This is a genomic window from Nocardia aurea (assembly GCF_003123685.1).
GTDB classification, from domain to species: Bacteria; Actinomycetota; Actinomycetes; order Mycobacteriales; family Mycobacteriaceae; genus Nocardia; species Nocardia aurea.
This window is the reverse complement of record NZ_QCYJ01000175.1, coordinates 138,874-159,880: the sequence shown is the minus strand read 5'-3', so window position 1 is coordinate 159,880 and position 21,007 is coordinate 138,874. Positions and strand designations below refer to the sequence as shown.

Genomic DNA, 21,007 nt, shown 5'->3' with positions numbered 1-21,007 from the left:
CGTGCTTCCCCCGTATACCGCCGCCCTACCCATAGGCTCGGATCGGCACGGTATACGCGCGCCGGAATGCCGTCACGGAAGGACAGCGCTGTGGAGAGGCCGCTCTATTACCGGGATCAGTCCGATTGGCGAGCGCTGCAACGTTATCTGCCGTCGCGGCTGCGTCTGAATGACGCGACGGCGCCGACCGAGGATTTCTGGGAATGGCGCGGCAATACCGTGCACCTGGACCGCTATCCCGATCCGGATGCCCCCGCGAAGGTGGTGTTGCATCACGGCGTCGGTACAAACGGCAGGCAGATGAGCCTGATCCTGGGTGCGCCGCTGGCGCGGCGCGGATTCGAGACGGTCGCCATCGACAATCTGGGCTACGGGCTGACGACCACGCGGCCCGGCTCGGTGCACTCCTACGACGACTGGGTCGATCTCGTCGTGGATTTCCTGGCGTTCGAGCAGGCCAGGGACGACCGGCCGATCGTGCTGTTCGGGCTGAGCGCGGGCGGCATGCTGGCCTATCACGTGGCGGCGAAGGCACCGGCCGCGACATTACGCGGCCTGGTCGGCACGACATTTCTCGATCAGCGCGAACAGAAGGTGCGCGACAGCACCTCGCACGACATCGTCCAGTCCCGATTCGGACTGCCGTTCCTCGGTCTGGTGGCCAAGACCCCGGCGGCCGGAATCGAATATCCGATGAGACTCGGCGCGAAGATGTCGGCGCTGGTCAACGATCGCGGTGCGCTGCGCGTGATGACGCGGGACAGGACCTCCGGCGGCAATTGGGCCTCGGCGCGTTTCCTGGCCACCTACAGCACCTACACCCCGGCGGTGGAGCCCGAGCAGTTCGACGCGTGCCCGATTCTGCTGACCCAGCCGCACCGGGATCGCTGGTCACCGCTACCGCTGAGCGAATGGTTCCTCTCGCGCGTCACCCACGTTCCGGTGCGCACCGTATTGCTCGACGACGCCGGTCACTATCCGATCGAGGACGCGGGGCTGCGGCTGCTCGAGGACGCGGTCGCCGATTTCACGACGGAGGTCTGCGCGCCCTGACCGGACGCGGGGATTCCCTCGCGCGCGGATTTCCGGCATCGTGGACGGTGAGCGACCGGCACCCAGGCCGTGCCGGCACCGGCCAGCCCGAGGAGTCGTATGACCGCGCCACAGACCGCATCCACGGCTCCACCCCCGGTGAATATGGTCGGGCACGCCCACCTGTCGGGAGTGTTCGCACCGCAGCGCACCGAGGTCGATGTGGACGAGCTGACCGTGGTCGGCGAGCTCCCCGCGGACCTGAACGGCACCTATTTCCGCAACGGACCCAATCCCAGGTTCGATCCGATCGGGCGGTACGTGTACCCGCTCGACGGCGACGGCATGGTGCACCGGCTGCGCATCGACAACGGGCGGGCCGGGTACTCCAACCGATTCGTGCGCACACCGATGGTGCTCGCGGAGGAGAAGGCGGGTCGCGCGCTGTGGGGTGGGATCACCGATACGTACTCCCCCGGTCCGGATCTGGTCGGGCCGGAGTTGGCCGGGAGCAGCCGTCAGCTGCCCGATATCAACGTGGTCGCGCACGGCGGGCGGTTGCTGGCGATGGCGGAGAGCGACCTGCCCTACCGTCTCGACCCCGCCGACCTGGCCACCCTCGGCCGTACCGACTGCGACGGTGCGATGGCGCTCGGCAGCACCGCGCATCCGAAGATCGATCCGGCGACCGGTGAACTGGTGCTGTTCACCTACCGGTTGCAGGCCCCGTTCCTGGCGTGGTCGGTGCTGGGTCCGGACGGGTCGACGCGGCGGGCGCCGACCGCGATCGAGGGTGTCGACGAGCCGGTCATGGTCCACGACATGGCGTTGACCGCGCGCTACATCGTGCTGTTCCTGTGTCCGCTCGTCTTCGACATACCGGGCATGCTGCGCGGTGCGTCGCTGCTGGACTGGCGGCCCGCGCGGGGCACGCGAATCGCGCTGATCCCCCGTGACGGCGCGGCGGTGCGGTGGGCCGAGACCGATGCGTTCTGGGTGTGGCATTTCGCGAACGCCTACGACGAAGCCGACGGCACCGTCGTGGTCGACTATGTGCAGTGGGCCTATCCGGGTGGACTCGCCGATGTCGACACACCGCAGCGCGGCGGGCTGGTCCGCGCGGTACTCGATCCGCGCACCGGGGATGTCGATCGAACCGAACTCGCGATGCGGCCGGTCGAATTCCCCCGCATCGATGACCGGGATCTCACCGCGCCGCACACCACGATCGCCACCGCGGGCATCTCGGGCACGGACCGGACCAGGGACGCGCTGATGTTCCTCGATCCGCGACGTGGCACCGAAATATGGTGGAAAGCGGGACCTTTCGCGGTCGGCGAGCCGGTGTTCATGCCGGGTGAGCAGCACGCGTACTGGGGCACGCTCGGCACCGATCTGCGCGATATGACGTCCTGGTTCCATATTCTGGCCGCGCAGGACCCCGCGGCGGGTCCGGTCGCCTCGATCCGGATGCCGATCCGGGTGCCCGCCGGATTGCACGGGTCCTGGTTGCCGTCGGACGGCGATCTGCTCGATCCCGGCGCGCGGTGAGAGTCAGGTGAGGCCCGCGACGCGGATGGCGCCGTCGGTGTCCACGGTCGCCCGATACGCGCACACCCCGGGGCCGCCGCCGGCCTCCGCCCCGGTGGCGAGGTCGAAGGTGCGGCCGTGCAGCGGGCACACCACGACGTGGTTGTCGGCCAGTCCGTCGGCGAGCGGGCCGCCCAGATGCGGGCAGACCGCGTCGAGGGCGCGCACGGTGCCGTCGCGCAGCCGGTAGACGGCGACCTGCGTTCCGTCGACGGCGTACGCGCGGCCCTCGCCGACCGGGATCTCGTCCAGATGCCCGACGATGTCGCCGGTCATCGGATCGGCACCTGAGGCAGCACCGTCAGCGGCAGCGAGGTGCGGAACTGTCCTGGGGTACTGGGTTCTTCGCGGTCCTTCCACGGGTCGCGATAGGCTTCGACGGCCTTCTGCATCTCGGCGTCGAGGCGGGCCGCGTCACCGTCGCGATCCTCGACGACGACCGCGCGGATGACCTCGATCCCCACGCGCGGCACCCAGGCGTAGGTGCGTTCGAGCCAGTTGGCGTGTTCGCGGTAGTACTGGAGGAAACGGCCTGCGAGTTCGATGACACGTTCGGGGGTGTCGACGGTGGCCAGCAGGTCGCCCTTGCGGATATGCGCGCCCGCCGCGCCGCCGACGTAGATCTCCCAGCGTCCGCCGTCGACGGCGACGACGCCGAGGTCCTTGCACAGCGCTTCGGCGCAGTTGCGCGGGCAGCCGGTGACGGCCAGTTTCATCTTCCCCGGACCGGCGATGCCCTGGAAGCGCTGTTCGAGCGCGATACCGAGCGCGGTGGAATCACCGACCCCATATCGGCAGAAGTCCGATCCCACACAGGTTTTCACGGTGCGGAAACTCTTGCCGTAGGCGAAACCCGACGGCATGTCGAGATCGGCCCAGACGGCGGGCAGATCTTCTTTGCGCACACCGAGCAGGTCGATGCGCTGCCCACCGGTGACCTTGATCATCGGGACCGCGAATTTGTCGGCGACGTCGGCGATCTTGCGCAACTGGGCGGAATCGGTGACCCCGCCCTTCATCTGCGGCACCACCGAGAAGGTGCCGTCGCGTTGGATATTGGCGTGCACGCGATCGTTGACGAACCGGGCGTCGCGTTCATCGATGAATTCGTCGGACCACATCATCTGCAACAGCGAGGCCAGTCCCATCTTGGAATTGGCGTCCTCGCGGCCGTCGGGGGCGAGCGCGGCGAAAACCGAAGAGACCGAATGCAATCGGAGCTCCCTGATCAACCGCATCAGTTCCGGTTTCTCGTAGGGGACGCCGGGCACATACCAGCGCGCCGACGGATCCTCGGCGATCTCACCGCCCGCCGCCCATTCCACGATCTGGGCGACGAGGGTTTTGCACGATCCACATCCCTTGCCCGCCTTCGTCGCGGCCATCACCCCCGCCACCGTCTGCTGTCCGCCCTGCACACAGTCGACCAGCGTGGCCTTGCTGACGCCGTTGCAATTGCAGACCTGGGTGTCCTCGGCCAATTCCGCGACGCCGACCTCCACGTCCGGGGTGCCGATATCGAACATCAGCGAGATGCGTTCCTCGGGCAGCGGCAGGCCGCGGTCGAACGCCTGGGTCAGGAAGGCGACCTTGCGGACGTCGCCGACGAGGGTGGCGCCGACGAGTTTGCCGTCACGCACCACGATGGTCTTGTAGACGCCGTGTTTGGGTTCGGAGAACTGGACGAACTCGTCGTCGGGATGTTCGGGCGCCTTGAGCCCCATCGCCGCGACGTCGACCCCGGCGACCTTGAGCTTGGTCGCCATCCTTGAACCGTGATAGGCCGCGCGGCGGTCGGCGCCGGTGAGATGGTCGGCGAGCACTTTGGCCTGGTCCCAGAGTGGGGCGACCAGGCCGTAGACCTGGCCGCGGTGCTGGGCGCATTCGCCGACGACGTAGATGTCGTCGTCATCGATCGAGCGCATGTGGTCGTCGACGACGATGGCGCGCTCGACGGTCAGGCCCGCGCGCTGGGCGAGACCGACGTTCGGCCTGATCCCCGCGGACACGACGAGCATGTCGCAGGGGATCTCGGTGCCGTCGGCGAAGGCGACGCCGGTGATCCGGCCGTCGCGCGAGAGTACGCGTTTGGTGCTCTGCCCGGTGCGGACCCGGATCCCCAGATTCTCGACCGATCTGCGGACGATCTCGCCCGCCGCCGTGTCCAGCTGGGCGTTCATGAGCGTCATCGCCGAATGCACGACATCGACCTCGAGGCCGCGGTTCTGGAGGCCGCGCGCCGCCTCGAGTCCGAGCAGACCGCCGCCGATGACGACCGCCTTCTTGCGCCCCGCCGCGTAATCGATCATCGCGGTGCAGTCGTCGAGGCTGCGGAATCCGAAGATGCCCGCCGTGAGCGTTCTGTCGTCGGCCCACATGCCCTCCATGGGCGGGAAGAACGATCGACTGCCGGTGGCCAGGATCAGCCGGTCGTAGCGCAGCGTGGTGCCGTCGTCGGCCTGGACCACCCGGGCGAAACGGTCGATGCGGACCACGCGGCCGCCTGCCCGCAGATCGATAGCGTTGTCGGCGTACCAGTCCGGCGGGTTCAGGAAGATCTCGTCGGTGCCCTCCGATCCGGCGAGCACATTGGACAGCAGGATGCGGTTGTAGTTGCCGTAGGGTTCGTCGCCGAAGACGGTGATGTCGAACATCTCCCGTCCCTCGCGCGAGAGGATCTCCTCGATGGCGCGCACCCCGGCCATCCCGTTACCGACGACCACCAGACGGGCCTTCCCCGTCGGTGACGCGCCGTTGCCGGTGCCGGATGCGGTCATGGTCGCGGTCATGGCGCGGTCCTTCCCACGACTCAGATCTCGACGAGACCGAGGTCGACGATCACGGTGCCGTCGACCCCGGCCGGGGCTGCGACGAACAGTTCGAGCACGGTGTCGGCGAGCAGGTCCTCCACCACGCGCAACGAGACGTGGGTCGCGCCCTTCGCCGCGATCGGGAAGTACCGCATGGGGCTGCCGTCACGCATGAGCAGTACCGAGATCATGTCGTCGGTGCTGTTGCCGCCGCGGAAGTACACCGGTTGGATGATCGCGCCCGCGGGCACCACGTAACGCAGCGTCGGGTCGAGCGGCAGTGGATTGTCCAAGCCCTTGCCTTCGAAGACGAAGGCACCCTGCAGGAATCGGGGCGTGCTGGTATCGGGCATCTGCATTCCTCCGAATGTCGAGCACTGCTGGCCGGTTCAGCCAAAGTAGTTGCGCGACGTTGCGGTCACATTGCCCGCAGGATTCGACCGTGGGTCCGAGTCAGGACCGCGTGGTACGACGCCCCCACGGCTTCAGCACCGAGATCACCGTGCACAGCGTGTAGGTCGCCGAGGCCACAGCCAGTGCTACCGCGAGGGTGACCGGAAGGCGATCGAAACCGGTCGAGGCCGGGTCCGCCGAAATCGCGGCGGCGTCGTCGAGATGGCCGCGCAGCACGGTCAGCGACGCGGTCAGCCCGCCGATGGTCAGTACCAGTTTCACGATCACCCACCAGTACCGCAGCAGCCCCCATTTGCTGCCGACGCCGAGCAGCACGCCCGAGACCGCCGCCGTCAGACCGAGCGGGACGATGAGCAGATCTCCCACCAGATCGTCGGCCCGGTAGGCCGCTCTGGTCATGGTGTCGTCACCGGTGGCGACGGCCGAGACGGCGAGCGTCAGCATCGCGAGCGTGACGCCGAGCCAGGCCACCGAGCTGAGGGTGTGGACGACCAGGATGCCCCGGTGCGCGCGGCGCGGGAGCCGGAGTCGGACCACCGGTCGGTCGGCTGTCAGTTGTGCGGTCATCGCGAATTCCCCTCGTATGGCGGCGTCTGGCACACCGTTCGTCAGCAATTCTGGAATTCGGACCCCCACCCCGTCATCGGCCCAGCGGCGTCGACTCCGCTACGCGCGCACGCGTACGGTGCCGCGATCGGAGCGAGACCGGTGCGAGCGCAGTCGTTTTGCCATCGAGCGCCGATTGCGGCATCTTTACTGTTCGACTACCCGGCGCTCACCGGCCGGCGACTCGCGGCCAGGATCGGCGCGAGGGTCGGAAAGGAGCAGCGTGGTACCGGTATCCCCGGACGCGGCCACTCGCGGAAGCGCGATCGTCCCCGAGTCGGCGACCTCCATGGATCCACCGGGACATCGGGTCTCGCAGGATATTCCGGAATATCGCGACGACCTGGACGGATTGCGCGGTATCGCGATCGCGCTGGTGGTCGGGTTCCACGTGTGGATGGGCCGGGTGTCCGGTGGCGTCGACATCTTCCTGGTGCTGTCCGGGTTCCTGTTCACCGGAATGCTGTTGCGCCGCAGCGCGACGACGGGCGGCCCCGGCATCGGGGCGACCTTGCGCCGAACCGCCCGCAGGCTGACGCCCGCGCTGGTGGTGGTACTGGCGGCCGTCGTGATCGCGACCGTGGTGGCCAGGCCCTACACCCAGTGGGGCAACATCTCGATCCAGACGCTGGCTTCGACGTTCTACGTGCAGAACTGGTTCCTGGCCAGGGCAGAACTGGATTACCTCGCGCCCAATCCCTCGGTGAGTCCGCTGCAACATCTGTGGTCGATGTCGGTGCAGGGGCAGTTCTACCTGGCGATACTGCTCGTCGTCGCCGTGTGGGCGTGGATCGCGCGCGGTTCGACGCGCGACCGGTGGCGGATCGGTTTGACCGCACTGCTCGTCGCGGGCGCGGCGCTGTCGTTCTGGTACGCCGCCGACGGGGCGCAGCGGCACCAACCGTGGACCTACTACGACACCGGCGCCCGGATGTGGGAACTGCTCGCGGGCGCGGTGCTGGCGGGCGCGGCGCCCTGGATCCGGCTGCCGCGAGTGGTGCGGACGCTGCTGGCGATGGCGGGGATCGCCGGGGTGCTGACCTGCGGGGTGCTGATCGACGGCGCGACCGAATTCCCCGGCCCCACCGCCCTGTATCCGGTGCTGTCGGCGGTGGCGCTGATCGTGGCGGGCATGAATGCCGAACCCGCGCGGCGGCCCTGGGTGAACCGGTTGCTCGGCACCAGGGTGTTCGCGGGCCTCGGATCGGTGGCCTACGCCTTCTACCTGTGGCACTGGCCGATCCTGATCTTCTATCTGTCCGAATACGGGGCGCCGTCGGCCGGACTCACCGACGGTCTCGTCGTCATCGCGGCGGCGCTGGTCCTGGCCGTGGTCACGCAGCGGCTGGTCGAAACGCCGCTACGTCGTCCGGCGGGCGCCGACGACTATTCCGTCACCGTGCGACGTTCGCTCACCACCGCGGTCTCGATCATGGCGGTGGCGGTACTGGGCTCGACGGTGACCTGGCAGGTCATCCTGCGCGCGAATCCGGCGAGGCCACCCGCCGAGCTGAAGTTGGAGAAATATCCCGGCGGCGCCGCGCTGGTGCCGGGTGTCGCCTTCGAACCGGCTCCGATGCGCCCGACGGTCCTCGAGGGCTGGGCCGACGCGCCGCCGCCGACGCGCGACGGCTGCATCACACCGGACCGGGAGGTGCGCAGCTGCGTCTACGGTGACCCGACCGCCGAACGCACCATCGCCGTGGTCGGCGGCTCGCATTCCGAACACTGGATTCCCGCCTTCGAGATCCTCGCCCGCGACCACGGTCTGCGGATAGTCACCTACCTCAAGGAGGGCTGTCCGCTCACCCTCGTCGACCAGCCCGTGTACTACGACTCGCCGTGGCCCGAATGCCGGGAGTGGTCGGTCGAGGTGATCGACCGGCTCGCCGAGACCAGACCGGACTGGGTCTTCACCCTCGCCACCTACTACCGCGTCGAAGGCGCGGGTGACGAGGTGCCCGCCGAATTCGCCGCGGTGTGGTCGGAACTGGGCGAACGCGGCCTCAACGTCTTGGCGATGCGCGATACGCCCCGTCTGCGCCGCGACGGGGTGCTGTACCGCGCGATCGACTGTCTCGGTGGACACGGCACCGCCCACAGTTGCGGGGTCGACCGCGCGGTGGTGCTGGACCCGGTGAATCCGGCGATCGCGGCGGGCGCGAGTCATCCGAACATCTTCCCGATCGACCTCTCGGATTCGGTGTGCCGACCCGACCGCTGCCTGGTGGTGGAAGGCAATGTCCTGATCTACCGCGACGAACACCACCTGACCGCCAGCTACGCCCGTTCGCTGGCTCCCGAACTCGGGCGACAGATCGGCACCATCACCGGATGGTGGTAGCTGACCCGAAATACCCGGTCACGGTCGTCGGCAGACGATCCGGTGCGGGGCGGTACCGGGAGGCGCGGGGGGCGGCCGGGGGGTACGCACCCGGCCGCACGCTCGGTCAGGGGCCCATCAGGAGGGTATTCAGGCGGGTGGCCTCCTTCGCGACACGGGTCGAGCGCGATTTCGGCGTCCACGCGGTCAGGGCCGGGATCGTGGCGCGGACCCGGTGCATGTCGGCCGCTTCGCTCGCCGCGGCCAGCAGGTCGGCCAGCCCCGTGGGTGGTGCGGTGTCCGGCGTGGGTAGCAGGGTGGTGATGGCGGCGGTGAACAGCGGCCACAGCTGCGCCCCGGCGCGTACCGCCTCGGTGAGCGAGGGCACCACGCGGCCGAGGACGATATCGCCGGTGCCGACGAAAACGCCGAGGTGATGACCGAGTTCGGCGGCCGGGAGCGCGTTCTGGGCGGCGAGGCAGAGCAGGGCGTCCAGGGCGGCGGCTCGGTCGATCGCTCGCTGCGAGGCCAGCGCGTACAGCAGGACGGTCGCCGTCGCGCGATCTGTCGCGCCGGTCGCCTCCGACAGCGCGAGGATGGTGCCGTCCTGTTCGTACTCACCGGTCGGCCACCAGGCCGCTTGGTCGAGCAGGTGCGCGGCGATCACCTCGCGGTGCGAGGGCAGCACCGACGGCCACCAGCGCGCCGACCATTCGAAGATGTCGGATTTCTCGCGGGAGGTGTCCGGTGTGAAGAGCCGGGCCGCCGCCGACGCCGGATCGGGCGCGCGGGTTCCGGTCACCACGAGGCGGGTGACCCTGTCGTCGGCGCGTCTGCGATCCCATTGATCAGGACCCCATGCCTTGATTTTCGCGATGCGGTAGGTCAGGTCGACGGGGCCGGGACCGTCCGCCGATATCCACGCGCGAGCCGTCGCCGCGGCGGGTGAGACCAGACCGTCGAGCAGAGGCACCCGAGCCGCGTCCAGCGGCAGGCGGAGCAGTGCCTGCTCCAGATCGAAACGGCCCGGCTGCCTGCCCGCCGCTTCCCAGGCGCGCAGGCGCGCGGCGAAGATCTCGGGATCGAGGTGACCGGTGGCGCTGGTCGGCGTCGCGAGCAATGCCGGGCCGCCGAGCAGGTCGGCCGCCTCCCGGAACCGTCGCCGGAACAGGGCGTCGGGGGCGGGCGCGGATTCGAGCTCGTCGTCGACCGGACGCGGCGCCCCGGCGAGCAGCGCGTTCAGCAGGATGTCGTTGTCTTCCGGGTGATAGCGCGCGCCGTACTGTTCGATATCGGGCCGCAGTTCATCGATCGCGGCGGGGCCGTGGGTGACCAGTCCCGCCATGAGCCGTTCCACCTCGGGCCAGGCCGGATCCCAGCCGTGGTAATTCTCGATGATCGCCTCGCGCAGTTCGGCGGGCGAGGCGATGGGCGGATCGAGTTCACGCGACACGACCGGAGGCAGCACCGGCACCTCGATCGGTGTCACCTCCACGGCGCCGTAGGCGGCGGCGATCGCGTTTCGTTCGGTCGACGGCAGGACCGACGCGGACTGCCGGACCATCTCGGCGGTGAGCGGATCGGCGAATTTCCCGCGTTTGACGACGATTCGCACCGCGCGGTCACGGATCTCGGGGTGTTCGTGTCCGAACACGCCCGCCACGAGTTCGATGGATATGCCCTGCCTGTCCGCCGCCGTGGCTGTGCGGTCCAGCCATGACAGCGTGGCCTTGACGATTCTGCGTTCGGGCCGGAACAGCAGCGCCCGCGCGGCTTCGGCGAAGGTCTCCGTATCGAGCGATTCGGACTCGTCGACGGCCCGCACCCGAGCGAACGCCAGTTCCGCGACGGCCACCGCCGCCGCGGGAAGCAGCCGGAGGTAGTCGCGCATCCGCGAGGCCGCCTCCCCCGGCGACGGTGCGAGCGACTCGTGCAGGTGGACGAACCAGGCGAGGTCGCCCGGTTTGCCGCCGCGCAGCATCCGCCGCAGGCATCCGTCGAGTAGTTCGTCGCGCTTCATATTCGCGAGCACCCTGACGCTCATCACCTCGGACGGATTCACGAAGGCCGATCCGAAGTCCGCCCCGACGAACCGCGACAGGTATTCCCCCGCCGCGTCGGTGTCGAAAATCGCGGGGGCCATTACCGGGAACAGCGGGTCGTCGGCGGGCTCGGTCGAGATGTGGCGACGCAACCAGCCGACGACGATCCCCTCGGTCTTCGGGATCTGTTCCGCCTCGTCGTACAGCCCGACGATGACCTCCCAGAACATGTAATCGGGCTTCCAGCGGTCGAAGTCCGACGCGCGCAGCCGATCGGCCAACCGCCGCGCCAGGTCGAGTCGCCAGGCGGGAGTCCGAGGCGATACCGCCCTCAGCACGTGCGGGGCGATGCCGTCGACCCCGCGCCTCGGGCGCAGATCGCGGCGCGTGAGCCAGGCCGCGACGGCCGCCGCGCCGCCGAGGCAGCCCGCGCCCGCCACCCGAAGCGGCATGGTCCGCAGGTCGCTCTCGCCGAGTGGGACGCATTCGCGCAGGTACCCCGGAAGTGCGGCGGCGACCTCCTTGCGGCCCGCCTCGTCGATTCTGGCCGCGAGTGCGGCGACTCCGGCCGAATTCCCCGTCTGAATGCGGGTGCGCATCTCCTCCCAGACACTCATCGTCACGCCTGCCTTCCGGCGTGCAGGCGGGTGGCCAGCACGTGTTTGCACGGTCCGCGTCCGCCCCGGTGATCGATCCACCACACGCAGGTACACGATCCGTTCTCCACGCGCACGTGATAGACGTGTTCGCCGGAGGTCACGGCCGCGACCCCGCCCTCGCCCAGGCGCACCGCGCCCTGTTCGGTGAGCGCGCGAGCGGCGCGCAATCGCGGGTTCATCGCGGCGACGCGGTCGACGTCGTAGGGCAGTTCGCGGTGGAAGAAGGCGGCTTCGGCGGTGTCGTAGCCGACTTTGCCGCCCGTGCCTAGCTGGGTGAGCGCGGCGCGTACCCGGGCGATGGGCAGTCGGGCGCGGTCGGCGAGATCGGCCGGGTCCAAACGCGGTTCGAAGGACAGCGACGCGGCGACGACTTCGGCGTCTTCCGCGGTTTCGTCGCTGATCAGGGATTCCAGCACCGCCCCTTCGCCGGAGAACCCGCGTCGATCCTCCGGGGAAAGCGTGAGAACGTAACGCATGCCGGGTAATTCGAGTTCCCACACGCAGGCGACCGGACCCGAGTTCGCGGTGACGGCGGGGCCGTATACCCGCAGCCCGGTGGCGAAGCGCAGCAGGGGCAGCAGGGTCGTCAGCCGTTCGGCTCCCGCCAGGCAGAGTGCGCCGGGCGCGGGTCTCGCGGTGGGCCGCAGGCTCCGTCCGGACGGCTGGACCCACAGGTGGCCACCTCGGCGGGGCAGTCCGCGCAGGAATCGCACGGCGTCGGCGGCGGATAATTCCGCGCGCAGGTCGAAATCGGAGACGATGGCCTGGACTTCGGCGAAGGAACGCAGCCAACGGTCCGGCAGCGGCACCTTCTTCTCCACCGTCGCGCCGTCGAGCGTGGTGACGACGAGTTCGTCGGCGCCCACGGCGAGGTGCAACGGATCGGACCCGCCGACGCGCGCGAGCGCTTCGCGCAGTGGGCCGTTCACGTCGACGTTGGTGGTACCGCGCGCGGTGACCTCACCGTCGAGCGCCTCCGACAGCACGTCGAGCCTGGCGTAGACGCCCGCGCACGCGGAGAACGATTCCATCCGCAGCCGGTCGCCGTTGCAGGTGACCACCGGGTCGCGCATGGACGTCGGCTTCGGCTGGTAGTACCTGGTCTGCGCGACGTCGGCGAGGGCGAGCAGACCCGCCGCCGCCACATCGCCGCGAGTGAGCAGGCCGCTGAAGAACCGGGGGTGGGCGACCGCGCCCTCGGTGCTCACCCCGCCCGATGTCGCGAGGCCGAGCCGCCCGTCGGAAAGGCCGGAGGGGGCGGCGTAGGAATAAGCCTGAGTGGTCATGCGGAGGAAGGTAGACGCGGGTACCGACAAGTTCGAACAGGCCGAATCACCTTTCGGCACAAGGGGTCACGGTATCGCGGGAATGCCGAGGTCACCGGTGCGCGGTCGCGGTCCCGCGGCGTTCACGGGTGAGCAGATCCAGGCGTCGTTCCACCCGGGCCAGCCGATCGCCGACCGAGCGGCTACGCAGGAGATCGGCGAGCCGGTCGGCGTCCTCGGCGCGCAGCGCGATATCGGCGATCGGCTCGTCGGACTCGCCGTAGAGCAGCAGGCGACGGGTGCCGCCGGTTTCCAGCAGCAACGCGAAATGCGCGCCCTCGGGGGTACGGAGGTGGAAGAGCACACCGGTGCCGGGGACTGTCGTCCGGTCGATATCCATTCGCGGAACTCCTCTCACCGCCGGGCGTCTTCGGCGTCGTGTCCCAGTCTCGGACCTCGTGCGCGTCGGGGGTATCGGCCGCGGCACCCATTCCGCCGGGGCGCACGCGCGCGCGAGCCGCGACCGAATGGGTATCGGGCCCCATGGACAGCGCGGCGACGATGCGGCCATGCTGGATTCATGACGACGCTCGCGGCGCCACGGAAGGGGTGGGGTCGGCGTGGCCGAACACCCGTGCACGCGCTGTTCCGCCGGGTGTGCGTGATCAACGGCCTCGTCTTCGCCCTCGGCACGTTGGTGCTGGCGCTGTCACCGGCGACGGTGTCGGCGCGCGTGCGATTGACCGAACTGCCGGTGCTGGTGATCGGGCTGGCCGTCATCCTGGCCGCGAACGCCTTCCTGCTCCGGTCGAGCCTCGCGCCGCTGGACGCGTTGATCGCCTCGATGCGCCGGGTGGATCCGCCGCATCCGGCGAACCGGGTCGACCGCAGCGGTAACGGCGACCTCAACGACCTGATCGAGACGTTCAACGCGATGCTGGACCGGCTCGAATCGGAACGTTCGGTGGCGGGCGCGGCCGCGCTGGCCGCGCAGGAGGGTGAGCGTCAGCGTATCGCGCGCGAACTGCACGACGAGATCGGCCAGAGCCTGACCGTCGCGCTGCTGCGGCTCAAAGGCGTGGTGGACCGTGCGCCGGAACCGCTGCGCGAACAGGTATGCGACGCACAGGAAACCGTGCGCGCGTGCCTGGACGAGGTGCGCGGTATCGCCCGACGGCTGCGGCCGGACGTCCTGGAGGATCTCGGTCTCCCGAGCGCGATCAACGCGCTGTGTCACGAATTCGCGCGCACCGCGGGCATCACCGTCGCGCGCGATATCGATCCGGAACTGCCGCGCCTGGATCCCGATGTGGAATTGGTCTGCTATCGGATCGCGCAGGAGAGCCTGACCAATGTGCTGCGGCACGCGGGGGCCGACGCGGTGGCGCTGCGATTGACCGCCGACGCCGACGCGGTCACCGTGCGGATCACCGACGACGGGCGCGGCGGCGCGGTCGTCGACGGTGCCGGTATTCGCGGGATGCGCGAACGCGCGTTGCTGGTGAACGGTGTGCTGACCGTCGACTCACCCGCGCGGGGCGGGACCGAGGTGCGCCTGGTGATTCCGGTGGACCGCCCCGGGAAGGACAGCTGACATGCCGGGGCCGACCCGTATCCTGCTGGCCGACGATCACGCCCTGGTGCGCAGCGGGCTGCGGATGATACTGGACAACGAACCGGATCTGACGGTGGTCGCGGAGGCCGCCGATGGATTCGACGCGGTCGCCGCTCTCGCCGAGACGCCGGTCGATCTGGTGATTCTCGATATCGCGATGCCGCGCATGACCGGCATCCAGGCGGCCCGCGAGATCACCCGCACCGATTCCACCGCGCGCGTCCTGATGCTGTCGATGTACGACAACGAACAGTATTTCTTCGAGTCGTTGAAGGCGGGCGCGTCCGGCTACGTCCTGAAATCGGTGGCCGACCGCGATCTGATCGAGGCGTGCCGGGCCACCATGCGCGGTGAGTCGTTCCTGTATCCGGGCGCGGTGACGGCGCTGGTCCGCGACTATCTGCAATTGGTGCGTCAGGGTCGTTCCCTGCCCGACGCCATCCTGACGCCCCGCGAGGAGGAAGTGCTCAAACTGGTGGCGGAAGGTCATTCGACCCGTGAGATCGCCGAGACGCTCGTCATCAGTACCAAGACCGTCGATCGGCACCGCGCCAACATGCTCCAGAAACTCGGCCTGCGCGACCGTCTCGCCCTCACCCGCTACGCCATCCGCGCCGGCCTGATCGAACCGTGACCCGTGTGGCGACGTAGCGGATGGCCCGCCGCCGGTTACGCGGTCTGAACCGGAACCCGCGAGCCCAGCAGTTCGAGTGCGTTGTCGCGCATCACCTTTCGGGTGTCCTCGTAGGAGAATTCCGGGAACTGCGGGATATCGGCGGTGAAGGTCGTGGGATCGGCGAGGCCCTCGCCGTGCGGCCAGTCGGAGCCGAACAGGATCTTGTCCACGCCGATGGTCGCGGCGAGCAACTTGACGTCGTCCTCGTAGTACGGCGCGATCCAGACGTTGTTCTTCAGCTGCTCCACCGGATCCTCCTTGAAGTGGTACGGCGCGGTGTTCGCGGCCTTCTTCAAGCGCTTGATCAACCGGTGCACGAAGTACGAGCCGTTCTCGATGCTGGCCACCTTGAGGTTCGGGTGGCGGGTGAAGACCTGGTGCACGATCAGCGAGGCCATGGTGTCGTGGATGGCGCGGTCGTCGAGCAGGATCTGATCGAGCGGATCCTTCTTGCCGAAGCCCTCGAATGTCGCCTTGCCGCCCCACAGCGCGTTGATGGCGAGGTATCCGCTGTCGGACAGGTGGAAGCCGACCGGCACTCCCGCTTCGGCCAGACGCGCCCACACCGGGTCGTGCAGCGGGTCGCCCAGGGAGCGCGGCTTGGCCACACCGGGTACCGGCGCCGGGCGGACCAGCACCATCTTGGCCCCACGGGCCAGCACGAACTCGACCTCCTCGACCGCGGCGACCGGGTCGGCGAGGGAGATGATCGGCGCGGAGATCATCCGATGGTCGGGACGATCGAAGCCCCAGTCCTCGTCGAGCCACAGGTTGAACGCGTGCAGCGAGGCCATCGTGGCGGGGATGTCGTGTTTGAGCGCTTCCTCGACACCGCAGGCGAAGGTCGGCAGCATGAAGACCGTTTCCAGACTCTGCCGATCCATGACGCGCACCCGGGCGTCGCGGTTCTGGTACTCGGGGTGATCCGCCATGCGGTCCACCTTCATCAACGAGGCGGGGTCGACCCCTTCGGGAATCTCGCCGCGGAACAGCAGATCGAGGCAGCCGGGCTCGATGATGGGGTCGAAGGTCGGGTTCGGGACGAAGCTGTTGACCTTGCCGCCCATCACCGCGAGCGTGCGTTTGCCGTCGTTGACCATGCGCACGCCGCGCTGCCTGAACTCCTTGGGCAAATGGCGAGTGAACGCGTCCAGCGTCTCGTAGTAGTGGTTGTCGACATCGACCGCCAGATAATCGAGCTTCGTCATTTCTTGTCCCTTTCGCTCCGGACAGGGCGCCCATCGCCGCAACCGGGTGGCCACGACCTCCCGGCAGGCCGTCGCAGGCTTACACGTATCCCTTACTGTACACCTATCGGTAGCGCGGTCCGCAAGTCACTCGGGAACCGGATCGAGGGTCGCTCACCGACGCCACACCCCGCCGCGACGGCACGCGTCGGGGCCGAAACAGCGAGGGCGGGATATCACTTCACGGTGAACTTGGTCGCGTCGAGGATCAGGATGACGCGATCGTAGACATCGTCGGGCAGTGCGCTGTCGGTGTCGCCGTAGCGATCGCCGAGCTCACGATAGAACTCTCCCTTCGGATCACCGAGGACGGTGATCAGCCATCCCTGCGTCTCCAAACAGCGCGAGGGCACATCCGGATCGGTGATGAGAAAGGCGTAGTTGGGGTTCGCCTGCAAGCTCGTGAACTTGCGACGCGGGATCGTGTGACTCATGCGCAGGCGCGCACCGTCCCACGTGAAGCGCATCGGCGTCAGATCGGGGGCCCCGTGCGGGGTCACGGTCGCGAGCACACCGACGATCGGACGTTGCAGCAGATCCTCGTATCCGGCAGGCACTTTTGAGATCATGAATGACTCCACCATAGGTCGACAGGCGCGAAAGTTGGTTCAACTGTAATCGATACAGTACGCGGATTGCCCGGGTCGCCGTCGTGTCCTCGCGGAGACCGGGTGACGAGGCGGGACAACGCGGCGGGCGTACTCGAGCGATCATGTGTCGGGAATCGTCGTGCGCAACGGTGCGCGGCGCGGGTCGCGAGAGGTGAGCGGACGTGGCTGGTCACGGGAGTCGACCGTGAGGATCTCGGTGCTCGGACCGATCCGGGTGGAGTTCGGCGCGGGTGTGGCCGATCCGGGCACGGGCCGTCAACTCGCGGTGCTGATCAGACTGCTCGCGGCGGGCGGACAGGTGGTCTCCACCGACCGCCTCATCGACGATCTGTGGAACGGCGAACCGCCGCCGAAGGCGCTCGCGGCACTACAGGTGCACGTGTCGAATCTGCGCCGGATCCTGGAACCGGATCGGCCACCGCGCGCACCGGCTCGGATCCTGGTCAGCGAGCAGCCCGGCTACGCGCTGCGCCTGCCGGAACACGGCGTGGACGCGTGGGAGTTCGACGCGCTGATCTCGGCGGACGCCGACGCCGACGCCGAGGCCGATCCGGCCGCGCGATACCGGCGTCTGACGACCGCGCTCGCGCTGTGGCGCGGCGATCCCTTCGGCGCCTTCGCGGCGGAATCGTGGGCCGAGGCCGAGGCCGCGCGGCTGCACGCCCTGCGCCTGTCCGCCGTGGAGTATCGCGCGGCGGCAGCGCTGGAACTCGGCAGAGCCGACGAGGTCGCCCATCTGCTTCCCACCGAATGCGCGCAGCATCCGGCGCGCGAGGAACTGTTCCGGCTGCTCGCGCTCGCCCAGTACCGGCTCGGACGTCAGGCCGACGCGCTCGCGACGCTGCGGACCGTGCGGGAATATCTGTCCGAGGAACTCGGCGTCGATCCCGGCCACGCGATCCGGCAACTCGAGGTCGACATCCTCGGTCACTCCCCCGCCCTCGTCGCTCGTCCGGCCGAGCCCGATGTGGTCGCCGAACCGCGTGGCGGCGATACTCGCGCCGGGACCGAACAGCGCGAATTCGCCGGGCGCGAAGCGGAATTGGCGACACTGACGCGGACCGCCGAATCCGTCCGCACGTCGGGCCTGCGGGTGGTGTGGGTCGTCGCCGAAGCGGGCGGCGGCAAATCCACCTTCGCCGAGACCGCGGCGGCACGATTGCGAGCACGGGGGTGGACCGCGGCGACCGCCCACTGCCCCGAGGTGGACGGCGCGCCCGCGGCGTGGGCGTGGCGTGAACTGCTCGGCGAATTGGGCGACGGCGCCGATGTCGCCGACCCATTCGACATCGCCCGCGCGGTCGTCACCGCCTGCCGGGATCATCCGGACGGGGTGCTGCTCGTCGTCGACGATGTCCACCGCGCCGACAGCGCGACCTTGCAGGTGCTGCGCCAGACCATCGCGTGGATGCGGCAGTTGCCGGTGCTCGTCGTGGCCACCTATCGACCGTCCGAGGCCGGGGCCGAACTCTCGGCGACGGCCGCCGCGCTGGTCGCGGTCACCGCCGACCGGCTCGAACTCGCCGGTCTGTCCGACGACGGGATCAGGGAGGTCGCCCGGTCGGCCGGTCTCGACCCGTTGGACACCCCGACGCTGGAGCTGTTGCGCGCCAGGACCGACGGCAATCCGCTCTTCGTGGGAGAACTGGCGAAATGGGTGGCCTCGCGCGGTGCGCGCGAGGCGTTGACCTCGCTGCCCGGCGGTATTCGCGATGTGCTGCTGCGCCGGGTCGACCGGCTGCCCGCGGAGGTCGGACGGATGTTGCGGCTCGCGTCGGTCTGCGGGCGCAGCACCGCGATCGACACTCTGCTCGCGCTGTGGACGAATCCCGGTTCGACCGAGGGAGAGGACGAACTGCTCGACGCCATCGACACCGCGGCGGTGGCGGGTCTGCTCACCGCGGACACCGACCTGGTCGTCTTCCAGCACGTGCTGATCCGCGACGCCCTCTACGAGAGCATCCCGGCGTTGCGCCTGCGCCGACTGCACTGGCGCACGATGGGCTACCTGGAATCGCTGCCGAATCCCGACGCGGACGAACTCGCCTATCACGCGGCGCGTGGCGCGACGCCGCAGACGGTCGAGCACGCACTCGGGCACGTCGAAGCGGCGGCGCGAGCCCGGTTCGATTCGGAGTTCAGGGCCGATTCCGCGCCGCTGTGGCGTTTCGCCGTCGAATTGCGTGACAGCGCGGGGCACGGCACACCCGGGGCGCCCGCGGCGGATCGCGCGGCCCTGGTCACCGCCCTGTGCGCGCTCGTCACCGCGCTCGCGCATCGCGGTGAGGTCTCCCAGGCGCGTTCGGTGCGGGCGCGGGCGTTGTCGCTGGCACAGCGTGACGGCGACGAGCGGCTGACGTTGCTCGCCCTGACCTCGTGGCGCACACCGCGAATCTGGACCACGCGCGAACAGCGTCTCGCCGATACCCAGATGACCTCGGCGGTGCTCGCGGCATTACCCGACACGACCGGAGCCGATCGGGTCCGACTGCTCGTCACCGCGGTCTTCGAATTCGAGGGCAACGACACCCCTTTCACCATCGAATGCGCTACCGAGGCCGCGCGACTGGCGCGCGAAATCGGTGATTCCGAATTGTCGTGCGCCGCGCTGAACGCGCTCGCCTACACCGCACTCGGCCCGGATCTGAACACCGAACTCCCCGCTGTCACCGAGGAATTCCTCACCGTGGCAGCCGATTCCGGCATCATCGTCTATCGCGCCGCCGCGCACTACTATCGCTTCCTCGCGCACCTGTCCCGCACGGATCTGCTGTCGGCGGCCTCGGAGGTTCGACTCGGACTCGAGACCGCCTCCAGCGGCCGGGTCGGCGAACTGGTCGTGGTGCTGTCGGCCTTCGACGCCGTACTCGATGTGCTGCGCGGCGATCTCGACCGGGCCGCTGGCCGCTATGCCGATCTGGCGGCGCGGCTCACCGCCGCCGGTTTGGCCAACGGCGCCGAGATCGGGCTGGTCGGACAGATGGTGATCGCCTGGTTCCGCGGCTCCTTGACGCACCTGGTCGAACCGCTGTCGCTGTCCTATGACTATGCGCCGCAGACCATCTCGTGGGTGTACGTGGTCGCGTTGCTCGACGCGGGGCGCGAGGCCGATGCCCGGGTGGTGGCCGAGCGCGACCACGAGGTCGGTCGCGATTTCTACTGGACGGCGCTGTCGGTCTTCCAGGCCCGCGCGCTGGTGCGGTTGCGGATGCGGGACCGGGCCTCGGCGCTCTACGACGAACTGCGGCACTGGTCGGGCACGGTCGCCGGGTTGAATTCCGCGTCGGTGACCTTCGGTCCGATGGACGATGTGCTGGCCGAACTCGCGGAACTGCTCGGTGACACCGAGGCTACGACCATGCACCGCGACCGTGCCGCCGACGTGCGGGAGCAGGTCGCCGCCGCGTTGGCCGCGATGGTCAGCCCGCGATGATCGCCTCGCGCTTGTCGAAGGCGCGCACCAACACCTTCAGCATCAGGCGGATCACCACACCGGCTTCGGCCCGCATCTTCGCGAGTTCGCGTTCGTCGGCGTAACGGACCACTCTCGGCACCTCGAATTTCATATCGCCGCCCTTCTTCGCGGCCTTCTCGACCCGATCCCAGTCCGCGACGGCGACGTACCGGTCGACGACGGGGAATACGATCTTCTCCTCCTCGCCGATATGTTCGGCCAGCAACGCGTGCGCCGATTCCAGCGCGACGGCGAGTTCGCCCGCCACCCTTGTCCTGTCGACACCGGCGGCGCGGAACCCGGTCGCCCGGTCGCGCAGTGTCGCCAGCACGGCCTCGAGCTGGACGTGGTCGTCGGAGAGTTCGTGCACGTCGATGGCCGAACCCGCCGACGCGACCAGAATCGGCCAGACGACGTCGTCCTCGATGCTGTGGTGATGGTGGATCGAGTCGCACAGCAGGTGCACGTACTCGGCGATCGCATCGGCGCGCCGCTGTCCGCACACCGATCCGGCGGCGATCGCACGCGCGATCCCCGCGAATCGGGCGGTGTCGGCGAGCATGCCGCGATGGGCGATCCTCATACCGGTGACATCGGGGGTCACACGGGCGGTGACGGCGGGGTCGGGCGTGCGTGTCATGGCGACTCCTTGGCTGTTGGCGG

The 21,007-nt window shown here is 69.0% G+C and carries 16 protein-coding genes; 6 read left to right on the top strand and 10 right to left on the bottom strand.

The features are described from left to right. Nucleotides 1-66 precede the first annotated feature (66 nt). Together DAT37_RS43305 and DAT37_RS43300 are read left to right on the top strand one after the other, a co-directional pair. Nucleotides 67-1,053, top strand: a complete 987-nt coding sequence (locus tag DAT37_RS43305; protein ID WP_109530778.1) for an alpha/beta hydrolase — start codon at nt 67-69, stop codon at nt 1,051-1,053. Between the two features lie 99 nt (nt 1,054-1,152). Then, entirely contained in the window at nt 1,153-2,583 is a 1,431-nt protein-coding gene (locus DAT37_RS43300) for a carotenoid oxygenase family protein (RefSeq protein ID WP_109530777.1), read from the top strand. 3 nt (nt 2,584-2,586) lie between these two features. Here the strand turns inward: DAT37_RS43300 and DAT37_RS43295 are convergent, their stop codons facing one another. The 4 genes from DAT37_RS43295 to DAT37_RS43280 all read right to left on the bottom strand — a co-directional run bounded on the left by DAT37_RS43295 (nt 2,587) and on the right by DAT37_RS43280 (nt 6,413). Then, nucleotides 2,587-2,898 (bottom strand): Rieske (2Fe-2S) protein, encoded by a 312-nt coding sequence (locus DAT37_RS43295; protein WP_109530776.1) that lies wholly within the window; start codon nt 2,896-2,898, stop codon nt 2,587-2,589. Beyond that, nucleotides 2,895-5,399, bottom strand: a complete 2,505-nt coding sequence (gene nirB / locus DAT37_RS43290; protein ID WP_109530832.1) for a nitrite reductase large subunit NirB — start codon at nt 5,397-5,399, stop codon at nt 2,895-2,897. The genes DAT37_RS43295 and nirB overlap by 4 nt, the downstream gene beginning before the upstream one ends. Nucleotides 5,400-5,431: 32 nt before the next feature. After that, nucleotides 5,432-5,785, bottom strand: coding sequence for a molybdopterin oxidoreductase (locus tag DAT37_RS43285; protein WP_109530831.1), 354 nt, complete (start codon nt 5,783-5,785; stop codon nt 5,432-5,434). A 100-nt stretch (nt 5,786-5,885) separates the two neighbouring features. Then, nucleotides 5,886-6,413, bottom strand: a complete 528-nt coding sequence (locus tag DAT37_RS43280; protein ID WP_157979001.1) for a DUF2269 domain-containing protein — start codon at nt 6,411-6,413, stop codon at nt 5,886-5,888. Between the two features lie 262 nt (nt 6,414-6,675). Here DAT37_RS43280 and DAT37_RS43275 point away from each other — a divergent pair, with 262 nt between their 5' ends. Then, complete coding sequence (locus DAT37_RS43275; RefSeq protein ID WP_232840350.1) at nt 6,676-8,796, top strand: acyltransferase family protein; 2,121 nt, start codon at nt 6,676-6,678, stop codon at nt 8,794-8,796. Nucleotides 8,797-8,902: 106 nt separating this feature from the next. On the opposite strand, the gene DAT37_RS43270 is transcribed toward DAT37_RS43275, so the two are convergent. The 3 genes from DAT37_RS43270 to DAT37_RS43260 all read right to left on the bottom strand — a co-directional run bounded on the left by DAT37_RS43270 (nt 8,903) and on the right by DAT37_RS43260 (nt 13,141). After that, entirely contained in the window at nt 8,903-11,434 is a 2,532-nt protein-coding gene (locus DAT37_RS43270; RefSeq protein ID WP_109530773.1) for a DUF6493 family protein, read from the bottom strand. 2 nt (nt 11,435-11,436) lie between these two features. Then, entirely contained in the window at nt 11,437-12,762 is a 1,326-nt protein-coding gene (locus DAT37_RS43265; protein WP_109530772.1) for a zinc-binding metallopeptidase family protein, read from the bottom strand. 91 nt (nt 12,763-12,853) lie between these two features. After that, nucleotides 12,854-13,141 (bottom strand): hypothetical protein, encoded by a 288-nt coding sequence (locus DAT37_RS43260; RefSeq protein WP_109530771.1) that lies wholly within the window; start codon nt 13,139-13,141, stop codon nt 12,854-12,856. A gap of 180 nt (nt 13,142-13,321) precedes the next feature. Here DAT37_RS43260 and DAT37_RS43255 point away from each other — a divergent pair, with 180 nt between their 5' ends. Together DAT37_RS43255 and DAT37_RS43250 are read left to right on the top strand one after the other, a co-directional pair. Continuing rightward, the gene (locus DAT37_RS43255; RefSeq protein WP_109530770.1) at nt 13,322-14,335 is read left to right on the top strand and encodes a sensor histidine kinase; all 1,014 of its coding nucleotides are present in this window, start codon (nt 13,322-13,324) and stop codon (nt 14,333-14,335) included. A gap of 1 nt (nt 14,336) precedes the next feature. After that, nucleotides 14,337-14,990 (top strand): response regulator transcription factor, encoded by a 654-nt coding sequence (locus tag DAT37_RS43250; RefSeq protein ID WP_109530769.1) that lies wholly within the window; start codon nt 14,337-14,339, stop codon nt 14,988-14,990. A 35-nt stretch (nt 14,991-15,025) separates the two neighbouring features. Here DAT37_RS43250 and DAT37_RS43245 read toward each other — a convergent pair whose 3' ends face one another. Continuing rightward, on the bottom strand, nt 15,026-16,240 hold the full coding sequence (locus tag DAT37_RS43245; RefSeq protein WP_109530768.1) for an amidohydrolase family protein: 1,215 nt from the start codon (nt 16,238-16,240) through the stop codon (nt 15,026-15,028). A gap of 215 nt (nt 16,241-16,455) precedes the next feature. Further along, nucleotides 16,456-16,848 (bottom strand): pyridoxamine 5'-phosphate oxidase family protein, encoded by a 393-nt coding sequence (locus tag DAT37_RS43240; RefSeq protein ID WP_109530830.1) that lies wholly within the window; start codon nt 16,846-16,848, stop codon nt 16,456-16,458. 226 nt (nt 16,849-17,074) lie between these two features. Here DAT37_RS43240 and DAT37_RS43235 point away from each other — a divergent pair, with 226 nt between their 5' ends. Continuing rightward, the gene (locus DAT37_RS43235; RefSeq protein WP_232840349.1) at nt 17,075-20,323 is read left to right on the top strand and encodes a BTAD domain-containing putative transcriptional regulator; all 3,249 of its coding nucleotides are present in this window, start codon (nt 17,075-17,077) and stop codon (nt 20,321-20,323) included. On the opposite strand, the gene DAT37_RS43230 is transcribed toward DAT37_RS43235, so the two are convergent. Continuing rightward, on the bottom strand, nt 20,310-20,984 hold the full coding sequence (locus DAT37_RS43230) for a hemerythrin domain-containing protein (protein ID WP_109530767.1): 675 nt from the start codon (nt 20,982-20,984) through the stop codon (nt 20,310-20,312). The two genes, DAT37_RS43235 and DAT37_RS43230, sit on opposite strands and share 14 nt — an antisense overlap. Nucleotides 20,985-21,007 lie beyond the last annotated feature (23 nt).